Origin of the sequence: Exiguobacterium sp. J17977 (assembly GCF_018616375.1) — a bacterium.
Lineage (GTDB): Bacteria > Bacillota > Bacilli > Exiguobacteriales > Exiguobacteriaceae > Exiguobacterium > Exiguobacterium mexicanum.
This window is the reverse complement of record NZ_JAEQBB010000002.1, coordinates 446,774-468,451: the sequence shown is the minus strand read 5'-3', so window position 1 is coordinate 468,451 and position 21,678 is coordinate 446,774. Positions and strand designations below refer to the sequence as shown.

General features: G+C 54.5%; 21 protein-coding genes. All 21 read left to right on the top strand.

The genetic code is table 11. The annotated features are described in order from the left end of the window. Positions 1-1,308 carry a UDP-N-acetylmuramoyl-tripeptide--D-alanyl-D-alanine ligase gene (locus tag KNO58_RS05910; RefSeq protein WP_251026095.1) on the top strand — a complete coding sequence of 436 codons (1,308 nt, stop codon included), beginning with the start codon at positions 1-3 and terminating at the stop codon, positions 1,306-1,308. A 21-nt stretch (positions 1,309-1,329) separates the two neighbouring features. Beyond that, positions 1,330-2,289, top strand: coding sequence for a phospho-N-acetylmuramoyl-pentapeptide-transferase (gene mraY / locus KNO58_RS05905; RefSeq protein ID WP_058763324.1), 960 nt, complete (start codon positions 1,330-1,332; stop codon positions 2,287-2,289). Between the two features lie 15 nt (positions 2,290-2,304). Beyond that, positions 2,305-3,642 carry a UDP-N-acetylmuramoyl-L-alanine--D-glutamate ligase gene (gene murD / locus KNO58_RS05900; protein ID WP_251026094.1) on the top strand — a complete coding sequence of 446 codons (1,338 nt, stop codon included), beginning with the start codon at positions 2,305-2,307 and terminating at the stop codon, positions 3,640-3,642. Then, positions 3,639-4,715 carry an undecaprenyldiphospho-muramoylpentapeptide beta-N-acetylglucosaminyltransferase gene (murG, locus tag KNO58_RS05895; protein ID WP_214752284.1) on the top strand — a complete coding sequence of 359 codons (1,077 nt, stop codon included), beginning with the start codon at positions 3,639-3,641 and terminating at the stop codon, positions 4,713-4,715. The genes murD and murG overlap by 4 nt, the downstream gene beginning before the upstream one ends. A 13-nt stretch (positions 4,716-4,728) precedes the next feature. Further along, positions 4,729-5,499, top strand: a complete 771-nt coding sequence (locus tag KNO58_RS05890; RefSeq protein WP_214752283.1) for a cell division protein FtsQ/DivIB — start codon at positions 4,729-4,731, stop codon at positions 5,497-5,499. Positions 5,500-5,726: 227 nt separating this feature from the next. Beyond that, positions 5,727-7,016: a cell division protein FtsA gene (ftsA, locus tag KNO58_RS05885; protein ID WP_214752282.1), complete on the top strand. Its 1,290-nt coding sequence runs from the start codon at positions 5,727-5,729 to the stop codon at positions 7,014-7,016. A gap of 48 nt (positions 7,017-7,064) precedes the next feature. After that, the gene (ftsZ, locus tag KNO58_RS05880; protein WP_021067047.1) at positions 7,065-8,210 is read left to right on the top strand and encodes a cell division protein FtsZ; all 1,146 of its coding nucleotides are present in this window, start codon (positions 7,065-7,067) and stop codon (positions 8,208-8,210) included. Between the two features lie 54 nt (positions 8,211-8,264). Beyond that, the gene (gene pgeF, locus KNO58_RS05875; protein ID WP_214752281.1) at positions 8,265-9,026 is read left to right on the top strand and encodes a peptidoglycan editing factor PgeF; all 762 of its coding nucleotides are present in this window, start codon (positions 8,265-8,267) and stop codon (positions 9,024-9,026) included. After that, the gene (locus tag KNO58_RS05870; protein ID WP_214752280.1) at positions 9,023-9,676 is read left to right on the top strand and encodes a YggS family pyridoxal phosphate-dependent enzyme; all 654 of its coding nucleotides are present in this window, start codon (positions 9,023-9,025) and stop codon (positions 9,674-9,676) included. Before pgeF ends, KNO58_RS05870 begins: the two co-directional genes overlap by 4 nt. A 23-nt stretch (positions 9,677-9,699) precedes the next feature. Then, on the top strand, positions 9,700-10,167 hold the full coding sequence (locus tag KNO58_RS05865; protein ID WP_214752279.1) for a cell division protein SepF: 468 nt from the start codon (positions 9,700-9,702) through the stop codon (positions 10,165-10,167). A gap of 4 nt (positions 10,168-10,171) precedes the next feature. Beyond that, positions 10,172-10,444, top strand: coding sequence for a YggT family protein (locus KNO58_RS05860; protein ID WP_021067051.1), 273 nt, complete (start codon positions 10,172-10,174; stop codon positions 10,442-10,444). Then, entirely contained in the window at positions 10,445-11,215 is a 771-nt protein-coding gene (locus KNO58_RS05855) for a YlmH family RNA-binding protein (protein ID WP_214752278.1), read from the top strand. An 18-nt stretch (positions 11,216-11,233) separates the two neighbouring features. Further along, the gene (locus KNO58_RS05850) at positions 11,234-11,779 is read left to right on the top strand and encodes a DivIVA domain-containing protein (protein ID WP_021067053.1); all 546 of its coding nucleotides are present in this window, start codon (positions 11,234-11,236) and stop codon (positions 11,777-11,779) included. Positions 11,780-12,049: 270 nt separating this feature from the next. Beyond that, on the top strand, positions 12,050-14,776 hold the full coding sequence (ileS, locus tag KNO58_RS05845) for an isoleucine--tRNA ligase (RefSeq protein WP_214752277.1): 2,727 nt from the start codon (positions 12,050-12,052) through the stop codon (positions 14,774-14,776). 58 nt (positions 14,777-14,834) lie between these two features. Then, entirely contained in the window at positions 14,835-15,308 is a 474-nt protein-coding gene (gene lspA, locus KNO58_RS05840) for a signal peptidase II (protein ID WP_021067055.1), read from the top strand. After that, positions 15,308-16,219 carry an RluA family pseudouridine synthase gene (locus KNO58_RS05835; RefSeq protein ID WP_214752276.1) on the top strand — a complete coding sequence of 304 codons (912 nt, stop codon included), beginning with the start codon at positions 15,308-15,310 and terminating at the stop codon, positions 16,217-16,219. Before lspA ends, KNO58_RS05835 begins: the two co-directional genes overlap by 1 nt. 200 nt (positions 16,220-16,419) lie before the next feature. Further along, the gene (gene pyrR, locus KNO58_RS05830; RefSeq protein WP_214752275.1) at positions 16,420-16,953 is read left to right on the top strand and encodes a bifunctional pyr operon transcriptional regulator/uracil phosphoribosyltransferase PyrR; all 534 of its coding nucleotides are present in this window, start codon (positions 16,420-16,422) and stop codon (positions 16,951-16,953) included. Between the two features lie 50 nt (positions 16,954-17,003). After that, positions 17,004-18,305 (top strand): uracil-xanthine permease family protein, encoded by a 1,302-nt coding sequence (locus KNO58_RS05825; protein ID WP_214752274.1) that lies wholly within the window; start codon positions 17,004-17,006, stop codon positions 18,303-18,305. 130 nt (positions 18,306-18,435) lie between these two features. Continuing rightward, complete coding sequence (locus tag KNO58_RS05820) at positions 18,436-19,341, top strand: aspartate carbamoyltransferase catalytic subunit (protein ID WP_214752273.1); 906 nt, start codon at positions 18,436-18,438, stop codon at positions 19,339-19,341. Continuing rightward, a complete protein-coding gene (locus tag KNO58_RS05815) occupies positions 19,338-20,618 on the top strand; it encodes a dihydroorotase (RefSeq protein WP_214752272.1) in 1,281 nt (426 codons plus the stop codon). Before KNO58_RS05820 ends, KNO58_RS05815 begins: the two co-directional genes overlap by 4 nt. Next, positions 20,596-21,678, top strand: a complete 1,083-nt coding sequence (locus tag KNO58_RS05810) for a carbamoyl phosphate synthase small subunit (RefSeq protein ID WP_214752271.1) — start codon at positions 20,596-20,598, stop codon at positions 21,676-21,678. Before KNO58_RS05815 ends, KNO58_RS05810 begins: the two co-directional genes overlap by 23 nt.

The window sequence follows — 21,678 nt, the reverse complement described above, 5'->3', positions numbered from 1 at the left end:
ATGGAACAGTTGACGATTCAAACACTCGCATCTTGGTTTGGGATGGAAATACAGGATTCGCGTGAGGTACGCCACGTCGCGACCGACTCGCGAGACGACAATGCCGACGGCTTGTTCGTCCCGATTATCGGGGCACGCGTCGATGGGCATGATTACATCGAGGCTGCCATCAAGCAAGGGGCGATCGTGACGTTTTGGGAACAAGACCGTCCGTTGCCGGAAGGGATTATCGCCATCCCGGTCGCATCGCCGTTAACAGCGCTCCAAGAAGCGGCGGCCCGCTATTTGGCGGAAATCAATCCGAAGGTCGTCGCCATCACTGGCTCGAACGGGAAGACGTCAACGAAAGACATGATTGCCGTCGTGCTCGGTGAGACGTTCAAGACGCACAAGACGGCTGGGAACTTCAATTCGGACGTCGGATTGCCGCTCACTGTGCTGCGGATGCCACGAGACACCGAAGTCGCTGTGCTCGAGATGGGCATGAACGGATTCGGACAAATCGAACTGTTATCGAAACTCGCCAAACCGGACATCGCCTTCGTCACGAACATCGGCGAGTCACACGGCGAACAAGTCGGAGGGCGCGAGGGCATCGCCAAGGCGAAGCTCGAGATTAAAGCAGGATTGAAACCGGACGGCGTCTTAATCGTCGATGCCGACGAGCCGCTCCTCAATGAGGCAGGCGGGTACCGCGTCGGATACGACTCGACCGCGGACGGTAAGCTCGAAGTCGTGGAAGCGACGTTTGACGCCTCGATTTTCCGCTACAATAACGAGCTGTATGAATTGAAAGTACTCGGGGCCCACCAAATACGCAACGCCGCCTATGCGATCGCCTGCGGCCTCAAGTTCGGATTAGGACATGACACGATTCAACGAGGTCTCGACCGCGTCCAGTTAACGTCGATGCGGATGGAAAAACGGATGTTCGGCGATGCCCACTTGGTCAATGACGCCTATAACGCGAGCCCGACCTCGATGATTGCCGCCGTCGAGACGATTAAAACGTTAGAAGGGTTTTCTCGCCGCGTCCTCGTCCTCGGGGACATGTATGAACTCGGGACGGACGAGGTCGCCCAGCACGAAAAAGTCGGCCAAGCCATCACGGCACCGGTCACGGATTGTGTGCTCATCGGAGAGAAAGCAAAATGGATTGCGGCAGGCATCACGGACCCGCGTGTGAACGTGACAATGGTGCCGACAGTCGAGGAAGCGAAAGTCCTCCTCGGCAGTTATCAACGCCCCCAGACTGTGATATTGTTAAAAGCATCGCGAGGACTGGCGCTCGAGCGTCTAGTTCAATAAACAGAGTAGTGAGGTACGAACATGTTAATCAGTTTAATCGTCTTAATCAGTTCATTATTGACCGTATTGGTCGTCATGCCGCGGGCCATCCCCGCACTGCGTAACTTAAAGTTTGGCCAAGAAATCCGTGACGAAGGTCCAGGTTGGCATCAAAAGAAATCAGGTACGCCGACGATGGGCGGAATCGTCATCTTGCTCGCCCTCATCATCGGCTTCCTCGTCTCGGTCGTCTTCGGTGAAGCCGTCGCCGGGTTCGGCACGCTCTTGTTCGTGACCCTCGCCTTCGGGGTGATCGGCTTCCTTGACGACTACATCAAAGTCGTCAACAAACGCAACCTCGGTTTGACGTCGCTTCAGAAATTGATCGGTCAAATCGTCGTCTCGGTCTTGTTCGTCTGGTTCCTCTCCCTCGGTGGGGCACTCGATACGACGATTCAAATCCCGTTCACTTCGATCGCGTTTGATACGGGCTGGTTGTATGTCGCCATCGTCATCTTCTGGCTCGTCGGTTTCTCGAACGCGGTCAACTTGACGGACGGCCTCGACGGTCTCGTCTCGTTCTCGGCCATCCCGACATTCGCGTTCTTCGGCATCTATGCGCTTGGACAAGATGAAGCGGGCATCGCTTGGTTCGCCTTCAGTGCGGTCGGTGCCTTGCTCGGATTCCTCGTCTTCAATAAATACCCGGCGAAAATCTTTATGGGGGACACGGGCTCGCTCGCCCTTGGTGGTGCGGTCGCCGGCCTTGCCCTCATGCTCAAGCTTGAGCTGTTGCTCGTCTTCGTCGGCATCATTTTTGTCATCGAGACGCTCAGCGTCATCTTGCAAGTGCTCTCGTTCAAGACGACGGGCAAACGAATCTTTAAGATGAGCCCGATTCATCACCATTTCGAAATGGTCGGTTGGTCAGAATGGCGCATCGTCTTGACGTTCGGTGGAATTAGTTTGATCACGGCAGTCTTGTCGTTACTACTCATGTAATGGATGGTGGAAGACATGCAACAACAGTGGAACGATAAACGAGTCCTCGTACTCGGCGCGGCACGGAGCGGCATCGCCGCAGCCGCTTACTTAAGAAATGTCGGCGCGGACGTGACCATCAACACCGGGAGCGAACCGTCAACGGAAGAACGGATGAAAATCGAAGCGCTCGGAATCAACGGCGTTTTCGGAGCCCATCCGCTCGAATTGCTAGACACGACGGACATGATCGTCAAAAACCCGGGCATCCCGTATCACATCCCGCTCCTTCAAGCAGCGCTTGAGCGGAAGATCCCGATTTATACAGAAGTCGAACTTGCCTACTTGGCGACCGATGCCACGTTCGTCGCAATCACCGGCTCGAACGGAAAGACGACGACGACCACGCTCGTCCATGAATTGCTCAAAGGGGGGAGTCGTCCTGTCCATGTGGCAGGGAACATCGGTTTCCCGGCGATCGAAGTCGCTTCGAAAGCGAAGCAGGGCGACGTCATCGTCATCGAACTATCGAGCTTCCAACTGATGGGCGTCGAACAGTTCCATCCGCAAGCGGCGGCGCTGTTGAACTTATCGCCGGCACATTTGGATTATCACGGCGACTTCGAGTCGTATGCGGACGCCAAAGGGAACTTGTTCCGGAATATGACGGCATCAGACCGTGTCGTCGTCAAGGGCAGTGACACCGAAGTGATGAAACGCGTCCCGACCGGTCTCGATGCTTCGACGTTCGGCTACGACAGCGGAGACGCTCACGTCACCGATGGCTGGGTCACGCTCCACGGCAAGCCGGTCATCCGGGTCGAGGATCTCGCCCTCGGCGGGGCCCATAACGTCGAGAACGTGTTGGCGGCCTTGTTGCTCGTCGAACCGTTCGATATTCCGGCAGCCCATATCGATCATGTGTTGCGCACGTTCGGCGGTGTGGCCCACCGGACGGAAAGTCTCGGCCAAGTGCTCGGACGCCGGGTTTATAACGACTCGAAAGCGACGAACAACGTGGCGGCGGAAGCGGCATTGAGCGGATTCGATGCCCCGATCGTTTGGGTGTGCGGGGGACTTGAACGTGGCGCCGAATTGGATTCACTCATCCCGGCGCTCGGACGCGTCAAAGCCATCGTCTCGTACGGTGAGACGGCAGGACGTTTAAAAGCACTCGGTGAAGCGGAGCAGATTCCATCGTTCGCGGTCGATACGCTCGACGCGGCCGTCCCGCTCGCATTTGAACAGTCGGCCCCAGACGACGTGATTTTATTGTCACCCGCCTGTGCGAGCTGGGACCAATATAAGACGTTTGAAGAGCGCGGCGAACATTTCGTCCGCCTCGTCCATGCATATGAGGAGGCCAATCGATGAAAATCATGATTTCTGGTGGAGGAACGGGTGGCCATATCTACCCGGCACTCGCTCTCCTTGATACGCTCAAACAGCGCCATCCGAACCTCGAGGTGCTCTATATCGGTACTGAGAACGGTCTCGAGGCCGACCTCGTCCCACGCGCCGGTGTGCCGTTCAAATCGATTCGAATCGCCGGTCTCAAACGGTCGTTATCGCTCGACAACGTCAAGACGGCCTATTGGTTTGTGCAATCGGTGTTGACGTTGCGTAAAGAGATGAAGACGTTCCGTCCGGACGTCGTCATCGGCACGGGCGGATTCGTCTCAGGTCCGGTCGTCTTCACGGCGCAACAGCTCGGCATCCCGACGATTCTGCATGAACAGAACAGTATCCCGGGTTTGACGAACAAGTTCTTGTCGAAGAAAGCCGACCGGGTCGCGTTGTCGTTCGCCGGTTCAGAATCACAGTTCCCGGATGCGAACGTCCGTGTCATCGGTAACCCGCGCGGGAGTGAAGTGTTGAAGACGACGGTGAACGAAGCGGCCGTCCGGGCCAAATATGACATCGATGAACGTCCGATTGTCTTGATTTACGGCGGAAGCCGTGGAGCCGAGGCAATCAACCGGGCCGTCATCGAGGCCATCCCGGAACTTGCGACCGAACCGGTGAACGTGCTTTACGTGACCGGGAACGTCCATTATGACAACGTCGTGGCGAAGGCGCCGAAAGCCGATAACGTCCATGTGTTGCCATACGTCTACGACATGCCCGAACTGCTCGCGTGTGCGAGTCTCGTCGTGTCCCGGGCCGGTGCCTCGACCATCTCGGAATTGACGGCGCTCGGTTTGGCGAGCATCTTGATTCCGAGTCCGTACGTGACGGCCGACCATCAGACGAAAAACGCCTCGGCGCTCGTCGAAAGCGGCGCGGCCGAACTGATTAAAGAAGGGGACTTGTCGGGCGAGACGCTCGTCCGCTCGATCCGACACGTATTGGCCCATCATGATGAGATGGCCGCAGCCTCGAAACGGTTAGGATTCCCGCACGCCGCAGAATCGCTCGCCGACCTCGTCGAAGAAGTCCGCGCATAAAAGGAGAGTAGCCATGGAGACACGTCAGAATACCGTTCGTAGTTTGGAAGACCGAATCCCGTATATGAAAGATCAACGCCGTAAGAAAGCGAACCGACGGTTGTCGACCATCCTGTTATTGTTCGCGGTATTGATTGCGCTCGTCGTATATATGCAGACATCGGTGTCTGACGTGAAAGCGGTGAACGTGAACGGCCTGTCTTGGTTGACAGAAGCGTATGTGCTTGCCGAGACGGACATCGACACATCCACGAAAATCGTTCAAGTCTCGCCGAACGGAATTGAGCGGGAACTTCGTAAAGTGCCTGGCGTGAAAGACGTGAACGTCGATCGCTCTTGGTATAACGTCGTGACGATTGACGTCGAGGAAGAGAAGATGATTGCCTATTCACGAACGGACGAACAGGAAGTCGTCGTCCTCGCTGACGGTTCGTTGCATCCGACCGGGTCCATCACGGATCCAGCGAAATTAAAAGACGGTCCGTTGTTGCGTGAATTCACGGATGCGGCGGAACTCGAGAAAATCGCGAGCGAGCTCGAGCAAGTCGACGATGCGATGCGGGCCAGGATGTCAGAAATCGTCTTCTCGAAACAGAAAGGCGAACCGACGCGATATGAGATTTATATGAACGACGGCAACACGATTCAGACGCCGACGTTCAAGCTCAGTCAAACGGTATCCAAATACGGTGAAATCTACGAGAACATCCCGAAAGGACAACGGGGAACCGTCGTCATGGATGGCGGATATTATTTCGTCCCGTACGAAAAACCGAAAGAATAATCTGAATTTTTACAGCCCTTAGACACATAAGGGCTGTTTTTTTATCGATTGTAATCGAATTGACACCCCAAAACCGCGTAATTTGTAGGATTCTACCTTTTCTCACTATCTTATTTGTTGTAAACTTAGACGTGAGATATCTTGCCGGACCTAACAATATTTTTGGATATCTGTAACAATGTAACGGAATTCAAGCACAGAAATTAAAGCGCGGAGGTGTTTCCCTTTTGGAAGCGAATGGTTATGTGGCCGCATTGGATATAGGAACGTCAGAAATTAAGCTCGTCGTGGGTGAATTACTCGGGGGAACGCTTAACATTTTGGCGGAGGGGTGTGCCCCGTCTGCAGGAGTAAAACGTGGCGCCGTCGTCGACATCGATAAGACGGTTCAAGCCATCAAACAAGCCGTCGAACATGCCGAAGCGGCGCTCGGTGATCAAATTCGGTCGGTATACGTTGCCATCGAAGGGGAACATATCCAAATCGCCCCATGTCATGGAATTGCATCGGTCAAACGAGAAGACCAAGAAATCACGGACACGGACGTCATCGAAGTCATCAACTCGGCGCAAGTCATGCGCTTGCCGGATGAGATGAGCGTCATCGATGTGATTCCTTCTTCCTTCACGGTCGATCAACAGACAGGTGTCGTCGATCCCCGCGGAATGCTCGGTTACCGCTTAGAGATGCACGGCAAGATGGTGACTGGTTCGAAGACGATTTTACATAGCATTCGTCGTTCCATCGAACGGGCAGGATTGAAACTAGAAGGTTTCGTCCTCGGCAACTTGGCGCTCGGCATGAGTGCGGCATCAGTCGATGAAATCGATCTCGGTATCGGCTTGGTCGATATCGGTCATGAAAAAACGACCGTCTCGGTCTTCTATCGTGGCGACCTCGTCTACTCATATATCCTTCCTGTCGGAGGCGATCATATGACGCGCGACTTGGTGTACAAGCTCAATTGTAAGTACCAAGACGCCAAAGTGGCGAAAGAAGAATACGGACTTGCCCTCGAAGAGATGGCGGACGCCTCAGAAGGGTTCTCGTTCACGAACATCAACGGCGAAGTCACATTCGAACCGCAATCAGAAATTAGTTACGTTTTAGAGGCAAGAATAGAGGAAATGTTCACGCTTGTGTTGAATAGAGTGCAAAAGGTAGGCGTTCCAACGCTCAGCGGAGGTTATCTCCTCTGTGGTGGGGCCGCTGCTTTACCTGGCATCCAAGAACTAGCGACTCGTGTCATGGGTCAAAAGACGAGACTGTATCAGCCATCGTCGATTGGCGTCAGACATCCGAAATACGCGACCGCGGTCGGCGTCCTCAAGTACGTGCTTATGAGCGATCATCACGTCTCGAAATCACGACTTGAGAGACCAGACGAGCCTGTCGCCGTCTCGAAAACAGACGGTGCGGCGCAGCGAGTGCCTGACCACGAAGAAGAGGTGGACCGGGAAGATCGCGAGACGAAAAACGGTTTCGGTCGATTAATGGAAAAATTATTTGGCGTGTAAATTTGACGTTGTGTTAACAATTGGAAATTACGTAGGGGGATACCTGAAATGATGTACTTTGATGAGGCGATTGACGCCGTAGCAAAAATTAAAGTAATTGGAGTCGGGGGCGGCGGTTCAAACGCTGTCAACCGCATGATCGAGCACGGAGTACAAGGTGTCGAGTTCATCGCCGTCAACACGGACGCGCAAGCACTCAACATGTCGAAAGCGGACGTTAAGCTTCAACTCGGAGCGAAATTGACGCGTGGCCTCGGTGCCGGCGCGAATCCGGATATCGGTAAAAAAGCAGCAGAAGAGAGCCGCGAGCAGTTGATTGAAGCGCTCGATGGCGCGGATATGGTCTTCGTCACAGCAGGTATGGGCGGAGGAACCGGAACGGGGGCAGCACCTGTCATCGCCGAGATTTCAAAAGAAATCGGAGCGCTCACGGTCGGTGTCGTCACGAAACCGTTCATGTTCGAAGGACGCAAACGCATGCAACACGCCCAACACGGGATTCAAGCGTTCAAAGAAAAAGTCGATACACTCATCGTCATTCCAAACGACAAGTTGCTTGAAATCGTCGAGCGCAACACGCCGATGATCGAAGCGTTCCGCGAAGCGGATAACGTCCTTCGCCAAGGTGTCCAAGGAATCACGGACTTGATCGCCATTCCTGGTCTCATCAACCTTGACTTCGCTGACGTCAAGACGATCATGACCGAAAAAGGTTCGGCGCTCATGGGTGTCGGTGTCGCCACTGGCGAGAACCGTGCCGTCGAAGCAGCGAAGAAAGCCATCTCATCTCCACTTCTCGAGTCTTCAATCGAAGGTGCGAAAGGTGTCTTGATGAACATCACAGGCGGACTTAGCCTCAGCTTGTACGAAGTCACGGAAGCTGCTCAAATCGTTCAAAGTGCCGCTGATGAAGAAGTGAACTTGATTTTCGGTTCGGTCATCAACGAAAACTTGAACGACGAGATTATCGTTACCGTGATTGCAACTGAATTCGCAGAAGAAGCGCAAGGGACGAACCCGTTCCTTCAACAACCGAAGAAACAACCGGAAGCTGAAGTGAACCGTGAGGCTCAACCGAAAGCGCAAGAAGCTGCGCCACAAGATGAAGGGAACTTCCATAGACCGGTCTATGGTGGGGACGTCCCAGACGAGACGATCAACATCCCAGCGTTCGTAAGACAACGCCGTAACTAAACAACAGGGGGTGCCGGTTCTCGGCATCCCCTTTTTCTAAAAAAGGAGAATCATATGCGACTGTTACATACATGGGAAACCGAAACGTATCGCTATCAGGCTTATGTGACGACCCGGACGGACGGACATAATGAAGGCAACGTCGGACTCCACGTCGGCGATGACGCAGAGCAGGTCGTCGCCAATCGGAAGTACTTCTTTGACGTGGCGGGTCTTGCCCTCGCGGATTCGGTCTGGGCCGATCAAGTCCATCAGACGAACGTCGAAGTCGTCGGCGACGCCGACCGCGGCAAAGGCGCCTATCGCTATGACGAGACGATACCGGCGACGGACGGCCTCATCACCACGGCCGACGCGTTGCCACTCGCCCTCGTCTTTGCCGACTGCGTCCCGCTCTTCTTCTGTGCCGAGGACTATGGCGTCATCGGTGTGGCACATGCCGGCTGGAAAGGGACGGTCGGGAATATCGTCGCCGCGATGACGGATGCGTTCGCCACACTCGGTGTTCCGGCCGACGCGATTGACATGTTTGTCGGGCCGGCCATCACAGCCGAGCATTATGAGGTCGACCGCCGCGTCTTGGATGCGGTCGAAGCGGTCTCACCGGCTGCATATGCATCATCGGTCATGGACGAACGAGCGGGCCACGCCCGTCTATCACTCCAACAAGTAAATGAGACGCTCGCTCTGGAACGAAATATCGAGGTCACCCAATCGAACTTGTCGACCGTTTCTGATCAAACCTTTTTCTCGTATCGAAACGGTGACGCCAAGCGTCGCTTTGCGGCCGTCCTCGTCAAGGAGAAGAAATCGTGAGTATAGCCAATAATGTGAATCAAGTCAGACAGACAATCGACGCGCATCGGACCGAGCAAGCGGTGACGCTCATCGCGGTCACGAAATCGGTCGGCCCCGACGTGGCGAACGCCCTCTATGCAGAAGGCATCCGCGACTTCGGCGAAAATCGTCCCGAAGGTTTGCTTGAAAAAGTCGAGCAGTTGCCGGCTGATGCCAAGTTTCATTTCATCGGTAGCCTGCAGACACGTAAAGTGAGACAAATTATCGACCATGTGGCAGCGATTCATTCGCTCGACCGCCTCTCGCTCGCCGAAGAGATCGATAAACGCGCCCAAGGCGTGATCGATTGTTTCGTGCAAGTGAACGTATCGGGCGAAGCGTCAAAACATGGTCTCGAAAAAGAGGAAGTCATCCCGTTCATCGAGAACTGTAAACAGTATCCTCACGTACGGATCATCGGCTTGATGACGATGGCCCCGTTCACAGAGGACGAGACGGTGATTCGGGAGACGTTCCGAAACTTGAGACAATTGCGCGATGACGTCGCGCGTCATGCCTATCCGCATGCACCGTGTACCGAACTGTCAATGGGGATGTCGAACGACTACACGTTGGCAATCGAAGAAGGCGCATCGTTTGTTCGTATTGGAACCGTACTTGTGCAATAATATATTTTAAGGAGGAATCCGTTATGTCAATCAAAAACAAAATGAAGGACTTCTTTGGACTCGAGGAAGATCCGAACAACCAGTTCGAAGGAGACGAGTATGCTGTCGCCGAAACGAAGACACAACCGATGACGGAGGCAATCGTCAAAGCGGAGGACCGTCCGAAAGCATCGAACAATATCGTCGCGTTGAACACGAAGAAGAAAGAACGTTCAAAAGTCGTCTTGGCCGAGCCGCGTGTATTCGCCGAAGCTCAAGACATCAGCGACCAATTGAAAGAAAACCGGGCCGTCATCGTCAACCTTCAACGGATGTCGAAAGAGCAGTCTCGTCAAGTCGTCAACTTCTTGTCAGGTGTCGTCTATGCGTTAGAAGGGACGATGACGTCGATTGGACATAACACGATTCTATGTACTCCGAACAACATCGAGTTGACGGGGTCGATCTCGAATTTGATTTCGGAGGACGAACTCAATAGTAAAGGGTGGTAACTGAATGGAAAATGCTATACCTGCGTTAGGCAACACGATCGTTACATTACTTGGATATTATAGTTGGGTCTTGATTGCCTATATTTTATTATCATGGTTCCCGAATGCGCGTGAATCGAAGTTTGGTCAAATCTTGTCGTATCTGTGCGAACCGTTTTTGAATCCGTTTCGTCGCATCATCCCACCAATCGGCGGGATGCTCGACATCTCCCCAATCGTCGCTTTATTTGTGCTACGGATGGCGCAATTTGGAGTGCGTGCGATTTTCGGTATTTAAATGAGCGTCTTCGATCATTATCGACCGAATGAACGGGCATTTATCGAGCAAGTGCTCGATTGGGTTCAACAAGTCGAGGACAACTATATGTTGAAAGTGACGGACTTTTTAGATCCGCGCGAGCAACAAATCGTCCGGCAACTCGTCGGCAAGCAGCTCGCGATTTACGAGGATGGCGGATTTGTCGGCGCGGAACGGCGTCGCCTCATCTTGGCCCCGGATTATTACGAGCTCGACCCGAACGATTTCGAGATTGCGATTCGTCAAATCGACTATCCAACCAAGTTCGTCGAATTGACGCACCGTCAAGTGACGGGAACGCTCTTGAACGCCGGGTTGAAGCGGCAGAAGTTTGGCGACGTCGTTCTCGACGATGGCATCGCCCAGTTCGCCACGACGCGTGACGCGGCTAGTTTCATCGAGATGAACGTCGACCGGGTCGGCAAGGCTCGGATTCGCATCTCCGAAGTGGCGCCTGAGGCGGTGCTCGTCGTACCTGAAGTCAAATGGAGCGATGAGTTCGGCATCGTCTCATCACTCCGGTTTGACACGGTCGTCAGCGAAGTGATCGGGTTGTCCCGGCAAAAAGCGCAGGCGCTCGTCAAACATGGAGACTGTAAAGTGAACCATAAACCGATCGATGATCCGAGCTTCATCCTTGAACCAGACGATTTGGTCTCGATCCGAGGGTATGGCCGTGTCAAACTGACGGCGATTCTCGGCTCGACAAAGCGTGAGAAAATAAAAATCCAGTATGGCATCATACGTTGAACTTAGGAGGAAAGTCGAATGGCGTTGACACCGATTGATATTCATAATAAAGAGTTCTCGACTCGTTTTCGCGGGTACGATATCGATGAGGTCAATGAATTTTTAGATCAAATCATCAAAGAATTTGAACTATTGATTCGTGAGAATAGAAGGTACGAAGAACTCGTCAACGATATGCAAGCCCGTATCGACTACTTCTCTTCGATGGAAGACACGTTGAACAAATCGATTATCGTCGCCCAAGAGGCAGCAGAAGAAGTGAAGACGAACGCGGCCAAGGAAGCGAGTCTCATTTTGAAGCAAGCCGAACGCGAGGCGCTCGCCCGTGAGGAAGAAGCGTCGCGCAAAGAGCAACTCGCCGAACGTGAAGTCATTCAAATGCTCAAGAAAGTCGAATTGTACCGGACCCGGTTCCGCGTCCTCGTCGATGCTCAGATGGAGCTCTTGAACAGCACGGAATGGGACACGATTGTCGGGGAGCCCCCGGTCCAGACGGTTCTTGACGATACGACTGAACTTGCGTATAATGACGACGAAGTCATACCAACAAAACATCACGGATAATACACAATACGTCGATTAGGACACGTCGATAAAGTCATACCTACGAAGCGACTTAGGGAAGGTGCAAGCCTAAGAGAAAGACTTTATCGGTATCCCCTATGAGTGTCGGGCTGAAGTTAGTAAGCGCGACCGCCTGACCTCGTTATCGGTTACCAAGAGCGGTCTCAGGGGTTTCCTTGAGATTAGTAGGGTGGTACCGCGAGTCGACCAACTCGTCCCTATTAGGGGCGGGTTTTTTTGTTGTCAAAAAAAGATGCAGGAGGAGTTTCAATGAACTACAAAGACACACTATTGATGCCTGACACAGAGTTCGCGATGCGCGGAAATCTGCCAAAACGTGAGCCAGCGATGCATGAGGCTTGGGAACAAATGGACCTCTACAACCGCGTCCAAGCGAAAAACGCCGGGAAACCGCAATATATCCTTCACGACGGACCTCCGTACGCGAACGGTGACATCCATATGGGCCATGCGCTCAACAAAGTGTTGAAAGACATCATCGTCCGTTTCAAATCATTGAACGGCTACCAGTCACCGATGATCCCGGGCTGGGACACGCACGGTCTCCCGATCGAGAACGCGCTCCAAAAAGCGGGCGTCAACCGCAAAGAAATGACGGTCGCCGAGTTCCGTGAGAAGTGTGCGGCGTATGCGATGGAACAAGTGAACTCGCAACGTGAACAGTTCAAACGTCTCGGATTGCTCGCTGACTTTGACAACCCGTATATCACGCTCCTCCCAGAATACGAAGCGGCTCAAATCCGTCTCTTCGGAACGATGGCTGAAAAAGGCTACATCTATAAAGGGAAGAAACCGGTCTATTGGTCACCGTCTTCTGAATCGGCGCTTGCTGAGGCTGAAATCGAATACTATGACAAGAAGTCACCGGCCATCTACGTGGCGTTCCAAGTCGTCGACGGGAAAGACGTCCTGCAGACGACCGACCATTTCGTCATCTGGACGACGACACCATGGACAATCCCAGCCAACCTCGGGATTGCGGTCAGCGACGAGTTGACGTATACGCGCATCGAGCATGACGGCAAAGGTTATATCGTCGCCGAATCGCTCGTCGAAGAAGTGACGACGGCACTCAAGTGGACGGATTACACGGTGAGCGGTTCTTGGAACGGACGTGAGTTCGAACACATGACGGCACAACACCCGCTCTACGACCGGACGTCGCTCGTCATGATCGGTGATCACGTCACGGCTGACGCGACAGGTCTCGTCCATACGGCACCTGGACACGGGGAAGACGACTATCGTGTCGGACAAGCATACGGACTCGACGTCCTCTGCCCGGTCGATGACCGTGGTTATATGACGGATGAGGCGCCAGGTTTCGAAGGCTTGTTCTATGAAGACGCGAACAAACAAATCGGGATGAAACTAGAAGAGAACGGCTATCTTCTCAACTTGAAATTCATCAAACACTCGTACCCGCACGACTGGCGTACGAAGAAACCGGTCATCTTCCGTGCGACACCGCAATGGTTCGCGTCCATCAAAGATTTCCGGGACGACATGCTCCGTGAAATCAAAGAAGTGAACTGGGTGCCGGAGTGGGGCATGACGCGCCTTTACAACATGGTCCGTGACCGTGGGGACTGGGTCATCAGCCGACAACGCGCTTGGGGCGTCCCAATCCCAATCTTCTATGCCGAAGACGGCACAGAGATCATCACGAATGAGACGATCGACCATATCGCCAACTTGTTCCACGAGCACGGCTCGAACGTCTGGTATGAGCGCGAGGCGAAAGACTTGTTGCCAGCAGGCTTCACGCATCCGAACAGCCCGAACGGCGAGTTCCGTAAAGAACTCGACATCATGGACGTCTGGTTCGACTCAGGTTCGTCACATGCGGGCGTACTCGAACAGCGCGACAACTTGCGCCGCCCGGCCGACCTGTACCTCGAAGGATCGGACCAATACCGCGGCTGGTTCAACTCGTCACTCTCGACGGCTGTCGCGACGACTGGCAAAGCGCCGTATCGCAACGTGCTCAGTCACGGTTTCGTCCTCGATGGAGACGGACGCAAGATGTCGAAGTCGCTCGGTAACACGATTGCACCGAACGACCTCGTCAAACAGTACGGAGCAGAAATCGTCCGTCTTTGGGTGTCGTCGGTCGACTATCAGTCAGATGTCCGCGCGTCACACGATAACTTTAAACAAGTGTCGGAAGTATACCGGAAAATCCGCAACACGTTACGCTTCTTGCTCGGTAACTTGAACGGCTTCGACCCGTCGATGCGTGTCGCGTTCGAAGACATGCCGGAAGCGGACCGCTTCATGGCGACAAAACTCAAACAGCTTCAAGCGAAAGTCGTCAAAGCGTACGACACGTTCGACTTCATGGCCGTCTATCACTTGAGCCATAACTTCTGTGTCAACGAGTTGTCGTCATTCTATCTCGACTTCACGAAAGATATCCTGTATATCGAGCGCGAAGATGACGCGCGTCGTCGTGCGGTTCAAACGGTCATGTATGACACGGTCGTCACGCTCACGAAATTGCTCGCTCCAATCCTTCCGCACACGGCGGATGAGGTATGGCAAGAAGTGCCGGCGAAACAAGCGGATAGCGTCTTCTTGACGGACCTAGACGAAGTAGCGGCATTGTCGGAAGACGAGAAGGCGTTGCTCGCGAAATGGTCGAAATTCCTCACGTTCCGGGATGACGTCTTGAAAGCGATCGAGATCGCCCGAGGTGAGAAATTGATCGGGAAACCGCTCGAAGCGAAGTTGCTCGTCGCGCCGAAAGGTGAGACGAAGCAGTTGCTCGAGACGATCGACAACGTGCGCCAATTGTTGCAAGTGTCACAGCTCGATTACGTCGACTCGGCGGATGTCGATTATGCGACAGCCGAAATCAGCGTCTTGAAAGCTGACGGTGCCCCTTGTGCCCGCTGCTGGACGTACTCGACCGAACTCGGTCAAGACGAACAGCACCCAGAGCTTTGCCCGCGTTGTACAGAAGTCATCGCATAAGCCGGACCGGAGTGGCGATCGTCCACTCCGGTTTCTTATGACTTGAAAGGAGAATCTGATGAAACGTTACTACGGATTAGCACTTTTCCTCATTTTGCTCGACCAAGTGACCAAATGGATCGTCGTCCAGACGATGACAATCGGACAGTCGATTGAACTCATCCCTGGGTTGCTGTACTTGACGTCTTACCGCAATAAAGGTGCGGCTTGGGGCATGCTCGAAGGGCAGATGGTGTTTTTCTTCATCGTCACGGCCATCGTCGTCGTCGGATTGATTTACTTCCTGCACAAAGAAGTGAACGGGTTCGATCTGCTCGGTTATAGCGTCGGGTTACTGCTCGCCGGTGCCATCGGGAACTTTATCGACCGTCTCTTCCGCGGAGAAGTCGTCGACTTTGTTGACACATATCCGTTCGGATACAATTTCCCCATCTTTAACGTCGCCGATATGGCGCTCACGTTCGGTGTCATCTTTATGATTATCGGCGTCTTGTTCGAAGAAAAATTAAACAAAGAAAGGGGACAATCGTAATGGAAACTTACACATTTGTCGCCGAAGAAAAGGCTCGTATCGATAAATGGATGAGCGAACAAAGTGACTGGTCACGTTCGCAAATCCAAGACTGGATCAAGGCGGGAGATCTGCTCGTCAACGGGAAGGTCGTCAAGCCGAACTATAAGCTGCAAGAAGGCGACGAAATCGTCGTGACGGTACCGGATGCCGTCGAGCTTGAAGTATTACCTGAGAATATCCCGCTCGACGTCGTCTATGAGGACGAGGATGTCATCGTCGTCAACAAGGCCCGCGGCATGGTCGTCCATCCGGCGGCCGGCCATACGTCAGGGACGCTCGTCAACGCGCTCCTCTACCACTGTGACGATTTGTCAGGCATCAATGGTGTCAAACGCCCAGGTATCGTCCATCGCATCGACAAGGATACGACAGGTCTGCTCATGATCGCGAAAAACGATGTGGCCCACGAATCGCTCGCGAACCAGTTAAAGGATCGTAAAATCAAGCGTGAATATATCGCCCTCGTCCACGGCGAAGTCGCCCATGAACTCGGGACAATCGAGGCGCCAATCGGGCGTGACACGAACGACCGTCAACGGATGACGGTAACGGACAAGAACGCGAAAGAAGCGATCACACACTTCCGTCTGCTCGAGCGGTATAAAGACTTCACGCTCGTCGAGTGTAAATTGGAGACGGGACGGACGCACCAAATCCGCGTTCATATGCGTTATATCGGCCATCCGCTGGCTGGAGACCCGAAATACGGTCCGCGCCGCACGATTCAATTGAACGGTCAGGCGCTCCACGCGGCGACGCTCGGTTTCTTCCATCCGCGCACGAACGAATGGCTTGAATTCGAGGCGAAACTCCCGGCCGACTTCGAGGCGGAGCTTGCGAAATTAGACAAAATCGAGAAAACGCGTTGACTTTCAACCGATTCCGATTTATAGTCTAGGAAGCATAACACCTTTAAACCCAGTCCAGAGAGGCTGTGAAAGGATTGTGGCCGCGGCCACGACACGTCGATTATTTGAGGCAGAGGTCTGCCCTCATATATGAAGACTTCCTTTTCCAGCCGGATGAGGAAGTCTTCTTTTTTATATTATTTGTGAGAGGGGGGAACCAGTTGAAACGTTCCACCATTTTGGATGAAGCGGCGATTCGTCGCGCACTTACCCGAATCGCCCATGAGATTATCGAGCGGAACAAAGGGACGGACAACGTCGTGCTCGTCGGGATTAAAACCCGAGGCGAGACGCTCGCCGACCGACTCGCCCGCCGTATCGAAGAGATCGAAGGTAAATCGATCGCCCTCGGCAACTTAGACATTACGCTCTACCGGGACGACTTATCGAAGAAATCACTCGACCCGGAAGTGAAGGCGACCGAGTTACCGCATGACATCAACGGCAAGACGGTCGTCTTGATTGACGACGTCCTCTACACAGGCCGGACAGTGCGGGCCGCCATGGATGCGCTCGTCGACCACGGTCGGCCGGACTATATCCAGCTCGCCGTCTTGATTGACCGCGGCCACCGCGAATTGCCGATTCGCCCCGACTTTGTCGGCAAGAACGTCCCGACGTCGAAGTCGGAACAAGTCGTCGTCAGACTCAGTGAAGTCGACGCGACCGACGAAGTATTCATCAAACAGCAATAACCTAAAAAACCTTTAAGGTGGTCCAGAGAGGCCAGGAAGGAGAACCACATATGAAACCCATCCTCAACATCCACGAGCGTCCCGCTCACTTACCGCAATGGCTGCTCTTCAGCCTGCAACACGTCTTCGCCATGTTCGGAGCGACGATTTTAGTCCCGATTTTGACGGGGTTGAACACGTCCGTCGCCCTCGTCGCTTCCGGTGTGGCCACGCTCTCATTCCTAGCCATCACACGATTCAAAGTCCCAACGTATCTCGGATCGAGCTTCGCGTACATCGCGCCGATTATCGCCGTCAGTCAACAGTGGGGTGTCGAAGCCGCCTTGTTCGGAGGCATCATCGCCGGTGCCGTCTACGGTGTCGTCTCGCTCATCATCTATAAGACAGGCGTGAACTGGTTGCTGCGTTTGTTGCCGCCGGTCGTCGTCGGTCCGGTCATCATGGTCATCGGTTTATCGCTCGCGCCGGTCGCCATCGACATGTCGATGAATAAGGATGGGGCTTACAACGGCACGTTCATCACGATCGCGCTTCTCACGCTCGGTATCACGATTCTCGCCATGACGACGCTCAAAGGTGTCTGGGGCGCCGTGCCGATCTTGTTCGGCATCATCGGCGGCTACCTTATCGCCGCGCTGTTCGGCATCATCGACTACTCGGCAATCGGTCAAGCGAGCTTGTTCCAACTGCCTGACTTTACGATGGTGTTCGTCGACTACATGCCAATGTGGCAGGTCGGGGCATTGCTCGCCATCGTCCCGGTCGCCCTTGTCACGATGACGGAACATATCGGCGACCAGATGGTCACGTCGAAAATCATCGGACGTGAGACGATGAAAGACCCAGGTCTCCATCGGACACTCCTCGGTGACGGGGTCGGGAAAGCGGTCGCCTCGGCGCTCGGTGGTCCACCATGTACGACATACGGTGAGAACAACGGGGTCATGGCCATCACGAAAGTATATAGCGTCTACGTAATCGCCGGAGCTGCACTCATGGCCATCAGCTTCGGATTCCTCGGACACGTCGAAGCGTTCATCTCGACAATCCCGAACCCGGTCAAGGGCGGCATCTCAATCCTCTTGTTCGGGGTCATCGCCTCGAACGGTCTCCGGACGATGGTCGAGAGCAACGTCGACCTTGCCGAGAAACGTAACCTCATCATTGCCTCGGTCATCCTCGTCATCGGACTCGGTGGGGCGATGGTCCAACTCGGTAGCTTCCCGGTCCAAGGGATGGCGCTCGCAACGGTCGTCGGGATTCTCTTGAACGCCTTCTTGCCAAAAGCGGAGAGCGTGGAAGAACCTGCTGCCGAAACAACTGAAGACACACGACAAGCAAGTAACTTTTAATTCGATCCCGTGAGGTCGGCAAAGTGAAGGCTCGTTTATTTGGGTGTGTTCTGCCCAGATAAAGGCGTCCCTTCACGTAGGTGAAGAGGCGCCTTTTCTCTTTGCCTTCATATAAAAGGAGGAGACGAACATGAACATCATCAAACAACAACCGAAGCATTTTGTCAGCCTGGACACGCTATCCCTCGACGAGATTATGGGCTTGATTGAGGAGTCGCTCCGCTATAAACAAGGCAACATGCCTCCGCTGTTCGACGGGAAGACGGTCGCGAACCTGTTCTTTGAAAACTCGACGCGTACGAAAAACTCGTTTCAAATGGCCGAACGGCACTTGAAAGTCCAGGAAATCCCGTTCGACGTGGCAACGTCATCGGTGACGAAAGGGGAGACGCTCTACGACACGTGCAAGACGCTCGAGGCGATCGGGGTCGACGCCCTCGTCATCCGCCATCCGGAGTCGGGATACTACCATGAACTCGTCGAAAAATTGAATATCCCGGTGTTGAACGGCGGGGACGGGAGCGGGGAACACCCATCCCAGTCACTCCTCGACCTCGTCACAATCTTTGAAGAGTTCAAGACGTTCGAGGGCTTGAATATCGCCATCTGCGGTGACCTCGTCCATAGCCGTGTCGCCCGCTCGAACGCCTCGGTGCTCAAGCGGCTCGGCGCGAACGTCGTCGGCTGCAGTCCCGCTTCCTGGTGGGACGAGTCGATGGGGCTCGAGCATCGCGACCTCGACGACGTGTTGGCCGACTGTGACGTCATCATGTTGCTACGCGTTCAGCACGAACGTCACATCATGGGCGATATCTTCTCGAAAGAAGATTATCATGTGCGCTACGGCTTGACGCCGGCCCGCGTCGAGCGGATGAAGCCACACGCCATCATCATGCATCCGGCCCCGGTCAATCGGGACGTCGAGATTGCCGGTAGTTTAATCGAACATCCGCAGTCACGCATCTTTCCACAGATGACGAACGGCGTTTACGCCCGGATGGCCATCTTAAATCGAGCATTAGGGGGACAATTATGATACTTCAACACGCAACTTGGTATGACGGGAACACGAAACGGACGACGACACTATTGATTGAAGACGGCGAGATTCGCTCGGTCGACTATCACGGCACGGCTGAAGGACACGACGTGATCGATGCGACAGGGATGCTACTCATCCCGGGACTCGTCGATGTTCACGTCCACTTGCGCGAGCCAGGAGGGGAGAAGAAAGAGACGATTAAGACCGGCACTGAGGCAGCCGCGGCCGGTGGATTCACCACCATCTGTGCGATGCCGAACACGCGTCCGGTCCCAGACGACCGCGCCACGATGGACCAACTGTTGGCTAAAATCGAGCAAGACGCCATCGTGCGGGTCCTGCCATACGCCGCCATCACGAAACGACAGCTCGGCATCGAGCAAGTCGACATGGCCTCGCTCGCCGATTCGTTCGCTTTCACCGATGACGGGGTCGGCGTCCAATCGGCGGCGATGATGCGCGCGGCGATGCGGGAAGCGAAACGACTCGACAAGGCAATCGTTGCTCACTGCGAGGACAATACGCTCAAGGCCGGTTCGGTCCACGAAGGCCGGTTCAGTGAAGAACATGGCATCCAAGGCATCCCGAGCCTCGCTGAGAGCATCCATATCGCTCGCGACGTCTTGATCGCCGAAGAGACAGGCTGTCACTATCACGTCTGCCACGTCTCGTCCCGACAGTCGGTGCGCGTCATCCGCGACGCCAAACGAGCCGGTATCCGGGTCACGGCCGAAGTGACACCGCATCACCTCGTCCTCTGTGAAGAAGACATCCCGGGCCTCGACCCGAACTTTAAAATGAACCCGCCGCTCCGGAGCGCGGACGACCGGGAGGCGTTACTCGAAGGTTTGTTCGATGGCACGATCGATATGATCGCGACCGACCACGCCCCGCACACGGCCGAGGAAAAGGCGGCCGGTATGGAACGGGCCCCGTTCGGGATTACCGGTTTCGAGACGGCGTTTCCACTCCTGTACACGACGTTTGTCAAAACGGGACAGATGGAAGAGGCGGCGCTCATCGAGTGGATGACGAAACGACCGAGCGACGTGTTCGGATTGCCGTACGGTGTGATTGAAGTCGGCCGGGCGGCGGACTTCGCCCTCATCGACCCGGAGACGGAGCGGATTGTCGATCCGACGACGTTCCGCTCGAAAGGGAAGAACACACCGTTCGCTGGGAAGAAATTAGTTGGCTGGCCGGTAATGACCATCGTGGCTGGAAAAATCGTATATAAGGGGAGATTCGATGAAACGAACATTATGGCTTGAGGACGGTACTTCATTTGTAGGAACAGCGTTTGGTGCAAGTGTGGAGACGATCGGGGAAGTCGTCTTCCAGACCGGGATGACCGGGTATCAAGAGATGTTATCCGACCCGTCTTACTGTGACCAACTTATCGTGTTGACAAATCCGTTGATTGGGAACTATGGCGTCAACCGCGAAGATTTCGAGACGACCGTCCCGATGGCGAAAGGGCTTATCGTCAAAGAAGTGTGCGACGCACCGTCGAATTTCCGCTCGACCGCGACGCTTCATGACACGCTCAAACGGTTCAACATCCCAGGGTTGGCAGGAGTCGACACACGTATGTTGACGCGTCACTTGCGCTCACTTGGCGTCATGCGCGGTGTCATGGTCGACGGCGATTCGACGTGGGAGACGGTCAAACACCGCTTCGATGTTCTCCAGCCGACCAATCAAGTCGAGCGTGTCTCGACGAAGCGGGCGTACGTCAGCACCGGCAGCGGCCCCCGGATCGCCCTCATCGATTTCGGCGCGAAGCTCGGCATCATGCGTGAACTCGTGAAGCGCGACTGTGAAGTCGTCGTCTTGCCGCACGACGTGACGGCAGAAGAAGTGATGCGCTATGAGCCGGACGGCGTCATGTTGTCGAACGGACCGGGGGACCCGAAAGACGTCCCGACGGCGTTACCGCTCATCGAGCGCCTCATGCCGACACTCCCGATTTTCGGAATCTGTCTCGGCCATCAGTTGATCGCACTCGCGAGCGGTGCCAACACGTTCAAACTCCCGTTCGGTCATCGCGGTGCCAACCATCCCGTGGTCGAACTTGAGACCGGAGCGGTGACGATCACGTCACAAAACCACGGCTACGCAGTCGATGAAGCATCACTCGCGACGACAGGGCTCGTCGTCACGCATCGCGCCGTCAACGATGGCACGGTCGAAGGTGTGAAGCATCTGCATCATCCGACGTTCTCGGTCCAATACCATCCCGAGGCGGCACCGGGTCCATACGACGCCAACGATTTATTTGACCGTTTCATGCAACTCGTTCAAGAAAACAAACAGAAAGTAGGAATGTGA